This window comes from Variovorax nitratireducens (genome assembly GCF_051216545.1).
GTDB lineage: Bacteria > Pseudomonadota > Gammaproteobacteria > Burkholderiales > Burkholderiaceae_C > Variovorax.
Genome location: NZ_JBPJZO010000005.1, coordinates 105871 through 119692 on the forward strand (window position 1 = coordinate 105871; position 13822 = coordinate 119692).

The following is a 13822-nucleotide window of genomic DNA, read 5'->3' on the forward strand; positions in this document are numbered from 1 at the left end:
GCCTTCGATTGTCCGCGTAAAGCTGCGGGTATCCGGCGGCGCTACTCCGGCCGGATGAGCGCCACGTCCAGCCAGCTGCCGAACCTGCGCATGTAGCCGGCGCGCAGGTGATCCGAATCCTTGTAGATCGGGGTACCGTCGGGCAGCGTGCGGATGCACTGGTCGGCGCGGCACAGGTGGGGCAGCGGATCGATCACCGAGGCGCCCGCGCGCGTCGCCAGCGCCCGCAGCCGCTCGTTCAGCGCCACCTGCGCTGCCGGGAGCGGTGCCGTCGGCGACATGCGGCCCACGCTCATCTGGCCCATGCGGCTGCCGCTCAGCAGCTTTTCGGGCCCGAAGTCGGGGCCAACCGGGTTGTCGAGCAGCAGGTAGACCTTCTTCTGGACCGACAGCAGCCGCAGCAGCGCTTCGAGCGATGCCAGGGACCGCTCGACGCCATCGCCACCGCGGAACCTGTGCTTCACCTGTCCGTCCAGGTAGTAGTAGCCCTCGTCCTCGCGCAGCGCCGCGTTGGGCTGCGCCTGCGCGATGAAGTAGCAGTTCCAGCACCCGCCGATCACCACCGCGTCGATCTCGTTGCCGAGTGCGTACTGGATCATCGCGCTGCGGCGCGCGTCGCAGCGCACGTTGCGATCCTCGAAAACGCCGGGTATGGGCGGACAGCCGCCCCAGGTTGCGAAGTGCAGCGTGTTGAGCTGCTTCGGCACAGTGCGCTCGAGTTCGACCGCGCGCGGGCCGTACTGCTCGATATGGCTGTCACCGAACAGCAGCACCTGGCCACCGCCGGCGCCGATGCGCCAGGTTTTCTCGCCGCGCACGGTCTCGGACGTGAGCCCGTCGGGGTAGGCCCAGTCACGCACCGCCGCGGCCACCTGGCTGATGTACGGGTCGCTGTGCCGTGCCGGCAGGCGGGCCGTGGCCGCCAGTGCACCCAACAGCGCCAGCACCACCATGGCGCCGGCCAGCAGCGGCACCACGCTGCGCCGCTCGCTGTGGCGCGCATGGCGCTCGACGAAGCGGTAGGTGAGCCAGGCCAGCAGGGTCGCGATCAGCAGCGCCAGCGCGCGGATGCGCCGGTTCGGCGTGCCGTCTTCGAGGATGCGCGCGTAGGTCAGCAGCGGCCAGTGCCATAGGTAGAGCGGGTAGCTGATGAGGCCGAACCACACCATCGGGCGCGAGCCGAGCAGGTGTCGGTTCAGCCAGGCCTGCGGCCCGGCCGCGATGCACAGCACGGCGCCCACCGTCGGCAACAGCGCCCAGCCGCCGGGGAACGCATGGTGGCTGCGCACCAGCAGCAAGCCGAGCAGGATCAGGCCCAATCCGGCGCCGGCCTGCAGGTTGTGGTGTCCGCCGGGCGCCTGGGGCCGGCGCAGCCGCAGCCAGGCCAGCCCGCCGCCGAGCAGCAGCTCCCAGGCGCGCGAGGCCGGCGAGTAGAAGGCCGCGCTCGGATGGGTGTGCACGGTCGCCAGATTCACGGCCAGCGACAGCAGCGCGACCACGCCGATCACCAGCGCGATGCGCCAGCGCCGCCGCCATGCAAACCCGAGCAGCAGCGGCCACACGATGTAGAACTGCTCCTCGATGGCCAGCGACCACAGGTGCAGCAGCGGCTTGGTTTCGGCCGCGCTGTCGAAGTAGCCGGCTTCGTTCCAGAACGCGAAGTTCGAGACGAAGGCCGCGCCGGCTGCCACATGCTTGCCGAGCTGCTGCCATTCGTGCGGCAGCAGGGCATACCAGCCGAACGCCAGCGTGGCCGCGATCACCAGCAGCAGGGCCGGAAAGATGCGTCGGATGCGGCGCGCATAGAACTCGCGGTAACTGAAGCCTTCGCCGTGCAGGCTGGCGAAGATGATCGTGCTGATCAGGTAGCCCGAGATGACGAAGAAGATGTCGACGCCGATAAAGCCGCCCGGCACCCAGTTCGGAAAGCCGTGGAAGCCCAGCACCGAGAGCACGGCCACCGCGCGCAACCCGTCGATGTCGCTGCGGTACTTGGGGTGGGCGAGGTGAGGGTGGGCGGCGGCGGGCGTCGTCATGCGGGCCCCGATTCTCCCTGCAAACCCGGAACGCTCAGAGCGACGCGGTCAGCCCCACCCGCAAGGTGCGCGGCGCGCCCGGGAACAGGTAGACATGGCCGAATTGGTAGGGCGATTCCTTCCAGTAGCGCCGATCGGACAGGTTCTCGACGGCGACCGTCCAGGCGAGTCTTGTGCCGTTCCACTTCGTGTCGTAGCGCAGCGCGGCATCAAGGCGCGTCCACGACGGCAGGGTGATCGAGCCGTCGGCCAGCACGTTGCGCCGGCCTTCGTGCGAGAGCTGGCCCTGCAACTCGAGGCCCGGCACCGCTGCGATGCGGTATGCCGCCTGCGCGCGCAGCACCTGCTTGGGCACGTTGGTCGGGTGCTGGCCGTTGCTGGCGGGCTCGAGCTGGCTGCCTTCGCGCTTGGCGTCGACGAAGGTCACGCCGCCGGCCAGGCGCCACGGCCCCTGGCGCCACTGGGCGCTGGCTTCGAGGCCGCGATGGCGCGCACTGCCGTCGTAGGCGCCTTCGCAGGGTTGGCTGCAGGCGTCCAGGTTGGTCATGGGTCGACGGATGTCGAAGTACGCCACCTGCCAGGTCAACGTTTCGCGGCCGCCCTTGAGGCCGATCTCCCATTGGCGGGACTGCAGCGCGGGCAGCGCCTGACCCGCGTTGGCATAGCCGGAAACCGCGACGCCTCCCGGGTCGTATTCGAGCGGCTTGTTCGGCACGATCTGCGACTCGACCCCCTTGCCCCAACTCGCGTAGGCCATCAGGTCGGGCTGGATCGCGTAGCTCGCGGCCACCCATGGCGTGGTGATGCCATCCTTGTAGCCGGTCGGGCGCGAGCCGTCGGTGCGGACGCTGTCGCGATCCAGCCGCGTGTGCCGCACGCCGAGCCAGGTGGTGAACCTGTCGTTCCAGCGGATCGCGTCCTGCACCGACAGTTCGGTGCTGCGTTCATCGCGGTTGGTGTTGGCGTCGGTGAGCGTCGGGTCGGCCGGCACCACGGCCGTGCCCCACACGTTGCCGGTGCCCACATAGTTGTAGGCCTGATCCTGGAAGCGGTTGCGCACGCGGCTTTCGGTGAGGCCGAAGCCGAGGTCGTGCCGCACGCTGCCGGTGTCGAGCTTGCCCTTCAAGCTCAGGTTGCCGGCGGTGAGGCGGCGGCGTTCGTTCTCGCTGCGGAAGTCGTAGAAGTCGAAAGTGCCGTCGGAGCAATAGCGGTCGTAGTTGCCTTCGGCGCCGCAGCCGAATGCGTAGGCCAGCCGGTCATCGGTCTTCAGGCGCTGCTGGCCGAGTTGGGCGCTCCAGCGCCAGTCGGCATTGAGCGCCTGCGTGAAGCGCACGGTGCCGGTGAACGCGTCGAACACCGAGGGCTGCGACCAGGGCTGGTTGTTGAGATTGGTGCGCGGGTTCACCGGCGCCGGCAGCACGTTGCCGAGCAGGCTGTAGCCGTTCTGGCTCGGCTGGGCCTTGTGGCTGGTCTCGAACTCGGCCTCGAGCAGCGAGTCGCGCGTGATGCGCCAGTCGGCCGCGAGCGACAGCAGGTTGCGGTTGCCGTCGAGGTTGTGTGTCAGCGGCTTGAGGTTTTCCTGCACAGCGTTCAGGCGGTAGCCGAACTGGCGCTCGGCACCGAAGCGCCCGCCCAGATCGATCGCGCCCAGCGTGCTGCCGCGGCTCGTGGTCTCGAGGCGGAACTCGCGCAAGTCCTGCTCGGTCGGCCGCTTGACGACGTAGTTGACGAGGCCGCCCGGTGCACTGGTGCCGGCCTGGATCCCGCTGGTGCCGCGCAGGATCTCGACGCGCTCCTTGTTGTCGAGCGGGATCGAGGTCTCGGCGCTGATCGGCAGGCCCTCGCGCCGGTAGTTGAAGCGGTTGTCCAGCACGAAGCCGCGCACCGTCAGGTAGTCCCAGTAGCCGGCCGAGTTGTAGGCGTCGGTGACCGAGGCATCGAACTGCGCGAGGTCGGCCAGCCGCCGCGCGCCGCTGGCCTGGATCTGCTCGCTGGTGACCACGGTGGCCGACAGCGGAACGGTGCGCAACGGCATGTCGCCGAAGCCGCTGACGTCGGCCTGCGGCGGCGCACTGCGTGCGTCAACGTTGATGGCCGGCAGGGTGGTGTCCTGCGCCTGCGCGGCGGCGCTGGTGAGCGCGAGGAGTGCGGCGACGGCCAGGTTCGGCCGAAAGCGAGGGAGGGTGTTGTGAAGCGTCACTTAGTTCTTTCTGCGGTTGCGCCGGTCAGCGCGCCAGCGCCTGCTGGAAGCGCGCGACCTCGGCTTCGGGCGAGGCGGCTGCCACCAGTGCGCGCACCACGGCCACCGAGCCGACGCCGCTGCGCAGTACCTCGGGCAGCTTCGCCAGGTCGATGCCGCCGATGGCGACCAGTGGGTAGTCGCGCAGCAGGCGCGCATAGGCCTGCAGCCGCGCGGTTCCCTGCGGCGCCGTCGCCATGCGCTTGAGCGTGGTCGGAAACACCGCGCCCATCGCGATGTAGCTCGGGCTCAGTGCATCGGCGCGCAGCATTTCGGCATAGCCATGCGTGCTGAGGCCGAGGCGGAGGCCCGCGCTGCGGATCGCGTCGAGGTCGGCCGCGTCGATGTCTTCCTGGCCGAGGTGCACGCCATAGGCACCGGCATCGATCGCAGCTTGCCAGTGGTCGTTGATGAACAGCAGCGCGGGCGTGCCAGCCACCGCTTCGACGGCGGCGCGCACCTCGCGCCCAACCGCCGCGCTGTCGTCGGACTTGAAGCGCAGCTGCAATGTCTGCACGCCCGCGCGCGCCATGCGGCCGACCCATGCCGCGTCGGGCAGCACGGCATAGAGGCCGAGCGCCCGGGGGCAGGGCGCAAACGCACCCTCGCGTGGCCACGGGCGCAGGCCGAAGTCGGCCGGATCGTCGGGCCAGGCGGTGGCATCGAAGCCGAGCCGCTGGCTGCGCGCTGCCCAGGCCTCGGCGAGGCATTCGGCATCGATCCCGATGAAACCGAGTCGCAGGCAGGCGGCCCTGGCGGCGCGGTAGACCGGATCGTCGCGCGTGCAGGCCGTGTCGGTCGGCGTATCGGTCGGCGTATCGACGGATGCAACGCCGAAGCGCGCGGTGTGTGCGTCGAAGATGGCTTGTGCGGAAACTGATGTCATGACTGGTGCCAGAAAGGTGTGCCGAGCACCGGCGTGCTGGGTTGGGCTGATTCCTGCGCGGCCATCACGCCCGCGCGGTGCGCCGCGCGGCCGGCCTGCACGGCATCCGCAAAGGCGCCGGCCATTGCGACCGGGTCTTGCGCGAGTGCCACGGCGGTGTTGAGCAGCACGCCGTCGTAGCCCCACTCCATCACCTGGCACGCGTGCGAGGGTCGGCCCAGACCGGCGTCGACCAGCATCGGCACGTCGAGTCGTTCGCGCAGCAACTGCAGTGCGTAGGGGTTGACCGGGCCGCGCCCGGTGCCGATCGGTGCGGCCCAGGGCATCACCGCCTGGCAACCGACGTCGACCAGCCGCTGGCACAGCACCAGGTCTTCGGTGCAGTACGGCAGCACCTGGAAGCCGTCGCGGATCAGTTGCGCGGCGGCGTCGACCAGGTTCAGCGTGTCGGGCTGCAGCGTGTAGTCGTCGCCGATGAGTTCGAGCTTGATCCAGGGTGTGTCGAACAGCTCGCGCGCCATCTGCGCGGTTGCGATCACCTCCTGCACGCTGTGGCAGCCGGCGGTGTTGGGCAGCACCGGCACGTCGAGGCGGCGCAGCAGTTCCCAGAAGCCGTTGTCGCCGGCGCCGGTGCCGCCGGTCGCGGTCTGGCGCCGCAGCGAGGCGGTGAGCATGGCGGGGCGGGCACGCAGCACTGCTGCTTCGAGCAGGTCGGGCGAGGGGTAGCGCGCGGTGCCGAGCAGCAGCCGGCTCGTGAAGCTCTGGCCATAGAGCACCAGCGGATCGTGGTTGTCGGTCATGTCTGTCTCTTTCTGGTTCAGCCCCCGGTGACGGGGCGGATCACTTCGACGCGGTCGTCAGGTTGCAGCGCATGGGCCGCATAGGCCGAGCGCGGCACGAAGCTGCGGTTGACCGCGGCCGCGAACGGCGGCACGGGGGCGAGAGCGGCGACGGCGTCGGCCAGCGTTGCGCCCGCGGGCAGTTCGTACGGGGTGTCGTTGACGAGGATGTTCATGGTCGTTCGTGCGCCAGTCGGGCCATCGCGTCGTCCAGCAATGCCGGCGCGATCAGGAAGCCGTGCCGGTACAGGCCGTTGACCTGCAGCACGCGCGGCTGCAGCCAGCGGATGGCCGGCAGGTTGTCGGGCAGCGTGGGCCGGCATTGCGTGGCGATCTCGAGGATGCGCGCCTCGGCGAATCCGCTGTGCACCGAATAGGCCGCGCTCAGCAACTCCAGCGTCGAGCGCACGCTCGCGGGCGACATGTCCTCCGATTCGATCTCGGTCGCGCCGATCACGAACACGCCGTCGGGCTTGGGCGCGATGTAGAGCGGATAGCGCGGATGCACCAGCCGGGTCGGCCGCCTGAGCGTTACCTCGGGCGCATGCACCCGGATCACCTCGCCGCGCACGCCACGCAGCGCCGCCCACTGCGGCTTGGCGCCGAGCCCGCGGCAGTCAATTACGCGTTCCGACGCGCCCGGCGCAAAGTCTGCAGGTGCGCGCGGGCTGTGCCAGTGCAACTGCACGTTCGGCAGCGTCTGCAGCGTCACCAGCAGCGCCGCGAGCAGCGCGCGGTTGTCGAGCTGGCCTTCACCGGGCAGCCACAGGCCCTGGGCGAAACGCCCGCCGAGCGCAGGCTCCAGCGCCGCGATGCCGGCCGCGTCGATCCTTTGCATCGCAGGCAGTTCCGGCACTTCCTGCGCGCTGCGCGCCAGCACGCCGGCAAAGCGCGCGGCCTCGGGCGCGTCCTGCCGGTGCCAGAGCACCAGCGTGCCCTCGCGCTGGAAGAACACCGGCGCGGCCAGCGTGGCCAGCAGCTCGGGCCAGCGCGTGAGCCCGTACTGGCCCATGCGCACCACCGACGCCGGCGCCACGGCCGATTCGGCCAACGGGGCCAGCATTGCCGCCGCCACGCGCGCGGCCGCGCCGTCGGCTTCGGGCCCGGCGGCGTCGTACAGCGCGACCCGGCAGCCGCGCTGCGCCAGCGCGAGTGCCACCAGCCGACCCATGAGGCCGGCACCGAGCACCGTTGCAGCATCAAAGGGAAGGGGCGCGTGCTCGGTCATGCGCGTGGCCCATAATTTTGGCAATGACCAACGCTTCCCTGCGCTACGCGCGCGTGCTTTCCATCGCCGGCTCCGACAGCGGCGGCGGCGCCGGCATCCAGGCCGACCTCAAGACCTTCGCCGCGCTCGGCTGCTACGGCATGACGGCCATCACGGCACTGACCGCGCAGAACACGCTGGGCGTGAACGGCATCCACGCGGTGCCGCCGGAATTTCTCAAGGCGCAGATCCAGGCCGTGGTGGAAGACATCGGCGTCGACGCGGTCAAGCTCGGCATGTTGCATGCGCCCGAGGTGGTCGAGGTGGTGGCCTGGGCCATCGACCGCTACAAGTTGCCCAACGTGGTGCTCGACCCGGTGATGGTCGCCACCAGCGGCGACCGGCTGATCCAGAGCGACACGGTGCAGCGCCTGGTGGGCGAGCTGTTTCCCCGCGCGCTGGTGATCACGCCGAACCTCGACGAGGCGGCGCTGCTGATCGGCCGCTCGATCGACGGCGTCGACGGGCTCGACCGCGCGGCCAGCGACCTGCTCGCGCTCGGCGCGCGCGCGGTGCTGCTCAAGGGCGGGCACCTGAAGGGCGAGGAGGTGGTCGATGTGCTGGCCGAGGCCGGCCTTGCGCCGCAGCGCTTTGCCTCCGCCCGCATCACGAGCCGCAACCTGCACGGCACCGGCTGCACGCTGTCGTCGGCCATTGCCGCCTTCCTGGCGCTCGGCCACACGCTGGCCGATGCGGTGCCGCTGGCACGCGCCTATGTGCTCGCCGCGATGACCGCGGGCGCCGATGTGCAGGTCGGTGTGGGCCATGGCCCGCTCAACCACGGCTTTGCGCCAGTGCCGACGCACCGGCTGCCGGCGACGGCCGGCTGAGCCAGGCCACCACGAACGTTGCGGCCAGCGTCGGCAGCGCCGAGCCGAACTGCGGCGCCCATTTGGCACAGGCGTGGTAGAGCGCGATGCCGGCGATCCAGATCAGCGCCGCGCCCAGGTCGACCCGGCGCGCGGTCGTGCCCGCCGGCGCCGCACCGGTTCCGAGGCGCCCCAGGATCACGCCGTAGAGCGGCACGAACACCGAACTCAGCAGCAGCAGGAACGGCTCCAGCGTATGCATCGACAGCACCAGTGCAAGCGCGATGCACAGCACTGCCAGCAGCAGGCCCCAGCGCTTCACGCTCCAGCGCGGCAGCAGGCTGTGCGTGGACACCGAGCCCGAGTAGACGTCGCCGTAGGCGTTGTCGAGTTCGTCGATGAGGATCAGGCCCAGCGCCAGCAGGCCGCCTTGCGCGAGCAGCAGTGCCGTGACCAGGCTTGCGCCCGGCGCCGCGGCGCTCACCACCATCACGCCCAGCGCGTAGCACCAGATGTTGGCCAGTGCATAGCCGACCCAGGTGCCGCTGAACGCGCTGCCAAGGCCACCGCTGGCATTGCGCCAGCCGTGCCGGGCATAGTCGGCCACCAGCGGCAGCCACGACACCGGCATCGCGATCACCAGATCGAGCGCGCTGAACATGCCCATGCTGCCATTGCCCGGGCGCGCCCAGAACGCCTCGAAGCCCTTCGCATGCAACTGCGTGCCGAACTGCCAGGTAAGCCACAGCAGCGACAGCACCACCAGTGGCAGCCCGAAGCGGCTCACGAAGCGCCGCACCAGTTTGACCATGGAGCCGGCCAGCAACGCGAGCAGCACGGCGCCCCAGAGCAGGGTGGTGAGCACGGTGCCGAGCGGGCCACCCAGCGCGATGCCGAAGGCCTGCTGGCCAATCGCCTGCGTGCCCTCGCGCATGATCACCAGCTCGAAGGTCGTCCAGCCGACCAGTTGCACGATGTTGAGCAGCACCGGCAACCGCGCGAACGCGCTGCCGTAGGTGGCATGCATCAGGCCCGCGCTGGCAAGGCCGCTTTCGCAGCCGAGCCGGGCCGTCCAGGCCAGCAGTCCGGCGCCGATGCAGGAGCCGAGCACGATCGCGACGACCGCGTCGCGCGTGCCCACGGCAGGCACCAGATAGGCGCCGATCTGCATCACGAGCAGGCCCACGCCGAGGCTGAACCACAACGAAGCATGGTCGTGCCAACGGAACACGCGTGCCGCGTCGGGCAACGCCGTCAGCGCCTCGTTGGGCGACGATGAAAAGTCAGAAGGCTGTGCCATCCATTTGCTCCAGTGCAAAGTGATTGGCAGGTCGCGGCCCGATGGCGAAAGGTGCGCACGCGAGAAACGTGAAAGCCACCGAACCAGCTTCCCTGCGCGAGGATTACCTCAATCAGGTTCAAAGGGACTCTCTCAGCCGACCGTCCTGGCGGACGGGCGGCACCCCTAGCGAACGGCCATTTTAGGCGCGATGAGGCTGGCTTCGTGCGATCTCAGGCTGCGGAGATCTGCCGGTTCTTAGGAAAACGGCAACACTTTCACGTCGAACACCCGCTCGCCCAACCAGATCGCGGCAACCAGCACCGCCAGTGCCGAACCACCGCGCAGCACCACCGGCGGATAGCGCTGCCAGTTGCGCATCGCCATCAGCGCGATGAGCACCACGCCGACCACCATGAGCTGGCCGGCCTCAACGCCCAGATTGAACTGGAGCAGCGCGATCGCGAAGTCGTGCACCGGCAGGTCGAGTTCGGCCAGCGCCCCCGCGAAGCCGAAGCCGTGGATCAAACCAAACAGGAAGCTGAATAGCTTGCGACGACCGCGCAGCACCGGGTAGATGTTGTCGATGGCCGCCAGCATGATCGTGATCGCAATGCCAGGCTCGATGATGCGCGGCGAGATGGTCACCACCTTCAGCCCTGCCAGTGCCAGCGTGATCGAGTGCGCGATGGTGAACATCGTGACGATGCCGAACATCGGCCACACGGCCTCGCGCCACGCCACCACCGGCTTCCATCCGCCGGCCTGTGGGCGGCGCCGCAGCACAGCGGGCAGCAGCAGGCAGATCAGGAACAGGATGTGGTCGTAGCCGATCAAGATGTGATGGATGCCATCGCGAAAGAAGCTGGTGCCCGAGGCCGCTTCACTGGCGCCCGGCGTGTTCGGCCACAGCACCGCGACCGGTCCGCCCGACGGGTCAAGCGAGCGCACCACGGGCTGTGCGCCGCTGTCCGTTTCCACGCGCAACAACCCGCGGTGCGTGGGGTCGACTTCGCGGAACAGCTGGTAGTCGATGTCGAGCACGGCGCCGGCACTGCACTGGGCCTGCAGTTGCAGCACGAGGTAGGCGCCGTCGATGCGGTCCTCGATGGCGGCGAGCTGCGCCTCGGCCAATGCGCACTGGCCCTGCTGCAGGCTAAGGCGTGCCAGCGCATAGGCGTGAATGTCGCTCAGGCGCGCGCGCACCTCACCCCAACTGAGCTTGCGATCGGCGTTGGTGTCCAGGTCGAGTATCGCGTCGAGATCGCGCAGCGCAATGTCCCAACGCAGATCCATCGTGTCGCCACTGCGGTGCAATTGCAGGTAGGCGTCGCTCGCCTTGTGGGCGTGGGCTGGCGCCACGCCGTAGAGCAGCGCCAACAGCAGCAACACGGCCACGCCGGCGCGTTCAAAGCATCGCATCGACACGCGCATCCTTCAGTCCGATCTGTTGCATCAGGGCCTTTACTTCGCCGCGCGCGGCGCTGTCGTTGGCAGCCGCAGCGGCGCGCGCGAACACCAGCAGGTCGATGGGTTCGCGCTGCAGCTTGACGTTCAAACGGGCGAGCTCGAGCGCGCGCTTCGGGTCGTTCTGCACGTCGAGCGCGAACATGGCCTCTTCGCGCGCATGCAGCGCCGTGGTGCCGGGGCGCTGCGCCGAGGCCTCGAAGCGCTGGCGCAATTCATCGGCCTCGGCTTGGGCACCCTTGTTGCGCGCGGTGGCGCCCGCAATGGCCAGCCGCAGCAGCACGGCGTCGCTGCGTGCTTCCTTTGCGAGAAGCGGGGGGATCTCGGCGTGCCGCCCGACGCGTTGCAGGTAATCGCTGTAGGCCAACAGCAGGTAGCCCGAGGATTGCGCCGCCAGCGCCTTGCGATAGGCGGCATCGGCCTTGGCGGATCGGCCCGCGAGTTCCTCGACCTCGGCCACGCTGGTCAGCAGCCACTGGCGCGTGCCCGCCTGTGCGGCGCCAGCCAGCGCCGGGTTGGCCAGCAGCTCCTGCAGCGTGTCGCGCGCCTCGTCGTGCCTGCCGCGCAGGCCGGTGTTCTCGGCCAGGCAGGCGACGCCATAGAGAACGGGACCGACGCGGCCGAGCGCGCGGCAAGCGCCGTCGGATTCGTCGTAGCGTCCGCGCACGCGCAGGATGGTGGCGAGTGTGAGCCAGCCTTGGGCCTCATTGGGCTGGCGTGCCAGCGCTGCCTTGAGCGTGGCCTCGGCACCGTCGAAATCGTGCAGGAACTGGGCGATGGTTGCGCGCATGACCAGAACGGCCGGCGGCGTGGCGGCCGCGGGCCGTGCCTCCCAGGCCTGCAGCGCGCCCATGGCATAGCCGGCGTAGCGCGCGTCGCCCAGCTCGCGCGCCAGGTTCAGGTAGGTGGTCGCCGCCTCGATGGCGGTGGCCGGATCGCCGGGCCGCTGCACCAACTCGCGGCGCAGGCGGCGTTGTTCGCTCGACCAGCCCGTGACGACGGGCAGTGTCTCCACCACCACGTCGTCGCTGGCCGGCACGCGCGGCACGGCATGCGCCGTGCCGGCCAGTACCAACATCGATACCAGCATCGCCATCAAGGGCGCCACCCATCGCCTGATGGCGCGCGCAAGGAAGATGCCGGCTCGCATGGCGTAGCACCTACTGCGTGGCGACCGGATCCTTGGTCTCCGACGTAGGCGGCGGATCGAACTGCGCCACGTTGGCCGCATCCTGGTTGTCGATCTGCGTGGAGACGAGCGTCACTACGTAGGCGACGAAGGCGTCGTAGGCGCTGACCTGCGCGAGCGGCTGGTTGTCCGGCGGTGGCGGGGTGCTGCCGGCCGGAAACGGGAGGAAGAAGCCACCCCCGCCACCGCCGCCACCGCCGCAGCCGGCCAGGGCCGCGGCAATGACGACCGCACCGGCGGCACGAGAGAAGAGTCGTGTGTTCTTCATGGGATACCCCTGGTTCATGGTGCTGCGGCGGCGTTGACGGCGCCAGGCAGCGGAGTGTTCAGATACGGGAAGGCGGCAGGGAACTGCGAGGGACTTTGCAGCGCACCGTCGGTGATCGACGCGCCGCCGGCCGGTGCATCGCTGGGCTTGCAGCCGACTTTCAGTGCATCGTTGGCGCCCGTGAGGACGCACAACGCGCCCATGGCCACGCGCAGTTCGACGTCCACCACGTCGTCGCCGGGGCGGCGGCCGTTCGGAAAGCCCGCGCTGTCGCCTCCGGCTACGCCGAGGTTGCTCTGGCTCGCCATGGGCGTGGGCGCGGTACCGGTGTTCAGGCGCAGCATTTCCGAGGCCTTGACGTTGGCGGGCTTGTTCACGCCGTCGATGCCCGTCAGGAAGGCTGCGACCAGATCGGTGCGCGGGAAGTTGGTTGGTGCCGGGGCGCTGGGGTACAGCGTCTGGATCAGCGCCGGCAGCGTGGGGTTGGTCACATAGGTGGCGAACTGGCCGTCGTCGATGGGCCTGGAGCTGTTGAACGTGTCCTTGTCCTTCAGGCCGATGACCACCTCGTTGACCAGCGGCATGCCCAGGCGTGATACCTGCGCCCAGGCGCCGCCGTTGAGCGTCGTGGTGCCATGGCCGCTCTTGGGCGGGTTGGCGATCAGGCGGCCCTGTCGCGCGCTCGCCGTGGTCCAGCCACCGATGATCGGGCCGCTGCCGCCCGCGGTGAGGCAGGCGATCGGCACCTCGAGCGCCAGCGTGCTGACGTTGCGCGCGGCCAGCATGCCGGCGCCGTAGGCACTGGTCGAGCCGAGCGGGTTGAGGTTGATCAGGTCGAACACCTGGCCCAGCGCAACGGCGAACGGGTCCTGACGTTGGCCCGCGAACACACGGCCCGCCGTGGCGCAGCCCGGAATGTTGATGTTGTAGACCTGCTGCGCGGCATAGGCGGCATAGCCGTTCGGGCCACCGAAGGTCTTCTCGCCGATGTTGTCGGTCGGGCGGTCGAACACCGTTGCGCCGTTGGCGGCATTGGTGATTGGAGCGGCCTGGCCCTTGCGGCGGTCGCCGCGCACCACTGTCAGCGTGAAGGTTTCGCGCAGGTTGCTCGTGGCCTGGTTGGGCGCGGAGATGGGGCCGGCTTGCACCAGCGGAATTGACACCTGCTTGCCCGAGATCGGCAGCTGGATGTCGCGCAGCGTGTTGGTGAAGCGGAACTGGAAGGTAAAGGCCTCCATGGCGCTGCCGCTGTTGTCGATGTGGATCTCGTACAGCCCGTTCGGATCCATCGTGTAGTAGTTGGGGCCACCGTACGGGCCCTGGTCGGGCTGGTAGTTGGCGATCAGCGTCACGAAGTCCTGGCGGTTGGGCTCGTAGCTGCGGAACATGTAGAAGTCGGTGGCGTCCAGCTTGGGCATCCCCGCGATCGATGGTGCCTCACGGTGGCTGGAGGCGAAGGCACCTGTCGCAGCAACTGCGCACAAGCCGAGAACACAGGCCCGAACGGGCGTTTGAAGCAATCTCATCGGCGTCACCTCGAAAG

12 protein-coding genes and 1 riboswitch are annotated in these 13822 nt (G+C 69.4%); of the genes, 1 reads left to right on the forward strand and 11 read right to left on the reverse strand.

Features of this window, described 5'->3' with window-relative positions; genetic code table 11:
* Positions 1-41 precede the first annotated feature (41 nt).
* The 6 genes from ACSFA8_RS15050 to ACSFA8_RS15075 all read right to left on the reverse strand — a co-directional run bounded on the left by ACSFA8_RS15050 (position 42) and on the right by ACSFA8_RS15075 (position 7228).
* Positions 42-2036 (reverse strand): acyltransferase family protein, encoded by a 1995-nt coding sequence (locus tag ACSFA8_RS15050; protein WP_435480308.1) that lies wholly within the window; start codon positions 2034-2036, stop codon positions 42-44.
* Between the two features lie 34 nt (positions 2037-2070).
* Complete coding sequence (locus ACSFA8_RS15055; protein ID WP_435480471.1) at positions 2071-4197, reverse strand: TonB-dependent siderophore receptor; 2127 nt, start codon at positions 4195-4197, stop codon at positions 2071-2073.
* Positions 4198-4261: 64 nt separating this feature from the next.
* Entirely contained in the window at positions 4262-5161 is a 900-nt protein-coding gene (locus ACSFA8_RS15060; RefSeq protein ID WP_435480309.1) for a thiamine phosphate synthase, read from the reverse strand.
* Positions 5158-5961, reverse strand: coding sequence for a thiazole synthase (locus ACSFA8_RS15065; protein WP_435480310.1), 804 nt, complete (start codon positions 5959-5961; stop codon positions 5158-5160). The genes ACSFA8_RS15060 and ACSFA8_RS15065 overlap by 4 nt, the downstream gene beginning before the upstream one ends.
* A 17-nt stretch (positions 5962-5978) precedes the next feature.
* On the reverse strand, positions 5979-6176 hold the full coding sequence (thiS, locus tag ACSFA8_RS15070; protein WP_435480311.1) for a sulfur carrier protein ThiS: 198 nt from the start codon (positions 6174-6176) through the stop codon (positions 5979-5981).
* Positions 6173-7228, reverse strand: a complete 1056-nt coding sequence (locus ACSFA8_RS15075; RefSeq protein ID WP_435480312.1) for an FAD-dependent oxidoreductase — start codon at positions 7226-7228, stop codon at positions 6173-6175. The genes thiS and ACSFA8_RS15075 overlap by 4 nt, the downstream gene beginning before the upstream one ends.
* Before the next feature lie 23 nt (positions 7229-7251).
* On the opposite strand from ACSFA8_RS15075, the gene thiD reads away from it, so the two are divergent.
* Positions 7252-8097, forward strand: a complete 846-nt coding sequence (thiD, locus tag ACSFA8_RS15080; protein ID WP_435480313.1) for a bifunctional hydroxymethylpyrimidine kinase/phosphomethylpyrimidine kinase — start codon at positions 7252-7254, stop codon at positions 8095-8097.
* On the opposite strand, the gene ACSFA8_RS15085 is transcribed toward thiD, so the two are convergent.
* From ACSFA8_RS15085 to ACSFA8_RS15105, 5 genes are all read right to left on the reverse strand, one after another.
* Positions 8042-9376, reverse strand: a complete 1335-nt coding sequence (locus ACSFA8_RS15085) for a purine-cytosine permease family protein (RefSeq protein ID WP_435480314.1) — start codon at positions 9374-9376, stop codon at positions 8042-8044. The genes thiD and ACSFA8_RS15085 overlap by 56 nt on opposite strands.
* Before the next feature lie 72 nt (positions 9377-9448).
* Positions 9449-9553: riboswitch (TPP riboswitch) on the reverse strand.
* A 60-nt stretch (positions 9554-9613) separates the two neighbouring features.
* Positions 9614-10777 carry a HupE/UreJ family protein gene (locus ACSFA8_RS15090; protein WP_435480315.1) on the reverse strand — a complete coding sequence of 388 codons (1164 nt, stop codon included), beginning with the start codon at positions 10775-10777 and terminating at the stop codon, positions 9614-9616.
* Complete coding sequence (locus tag ACSFA8_RS15095) at positions 10764-11972, reverse strand: tetratricopeptide repeat protein (RefSeq protein WP_435480316.1); 1209 nt, start codon at positions 11970-11972, stop codon at positions 10764-10766. Before ACSFA8_RS15095 ends, ACSFA8_RS15090 begins: the two co-directional genes overlap by 14 nt.
* Positions 11973-11982: 10 nt before the next feature.
* On the reverse strand, positions 11983-12279 hold the full coding sequence (locus tag ACSFA8_RS15100; protein ID WP_435480317.1) for a hypothetical protein: 297 nt from the start codon (positions 12277-12279) through the stop codon (positions 11983-11985).
* Between the two features lie 14 nt (positions 12280-12293).
* A complete protein-coding gene (locus ACSFA8_RS15105) occupies positions 12294-13805 on the reverse strand; it encodes a DUF4331 domain-containing protein (protein WP_435480318.1) in 1512 nt (503 codons plus the stop codon).
* Positions 13806-13822 lie beyond the last annotated feature (17 nt).

Coding starts and splice junctions, on each gene's coding strand:
- ACSFA8_RS15085 (WP_435480314.1), bottom strand. CDS start 9,376: ATGGCACAGCCTTCTGACTTTTCATCGTCGCCCAACGAGGCGCTGACG.
- ACSFA8_RS15100 (WP_435480317.1), bottom strand. CDS start 12,279: ATGAAGAACACACGACTCTTCTCTCGTGCCGCCGGTGCGGTCGTCATT.
- thiD (WP_435480313.1), top strand. CDS start 7,252: ATGACCAACGCTTCCCTGCGCTACGCGCGCGTGCTTTCCATCGCCGGC.
- ACSFA8_RS15050 (WP_435480308.1), bottom strand. CDS start 2,036: ATGACGACGCCCGCCGCCGCCCACCCTCACCTCGCCCACCCCAAGTAC.
- ACSFA8_RS15065 (WP_435480310.1), bottom strand. CDS start 5,961: ATGACCGACAACCACGATCCGCTGGTGCTCTATGGCCAGAGCTTCACG.
- ACSFA8_RS15090 (WP_435480315.1), bottom strand. CDS start 10,777: ATGCGATGCTTTGAACGCGCCGGCGTGGCCGTGTTGCTGCTGTTGGCG.
- ACSFA8_RS15060 (WP_435480309.1), bottom strand. CDS start 5,161: ATGACATCAGTTTCCGCACAAGCCATCTTCGACGCACACACCGCGCGC.
- ACSFA8_RS15075 (WP_435480312.1), bottom strand. CDS start 7,228: ATGACCGAGCACGCGCCCCTTCCCTTTGATGCTGCAACGGTGCTCGGT.
- thiS (WP_435480311.1), bottom strand. CDS start 6,176: ATGAACATCCTCGTCAACGACACCCCGTACGAACTGCCCGCGGGCGCA.
- ACSFA8_RS15095 (WP_435480316.1), bottom strand. CDS start 11,972: ATGCGAGCCGGCATCTTCCTTGCGCGCGCCATCAGGCGATGGGTGGCG.
- ACSFA8_RS15105 (WP_435480318.1), bottom strand. CDS start 13,805: ATGAGATTGCTTCAAACGCCCGTTCGGGCCTGTGTTCTCGGCTTGTGC.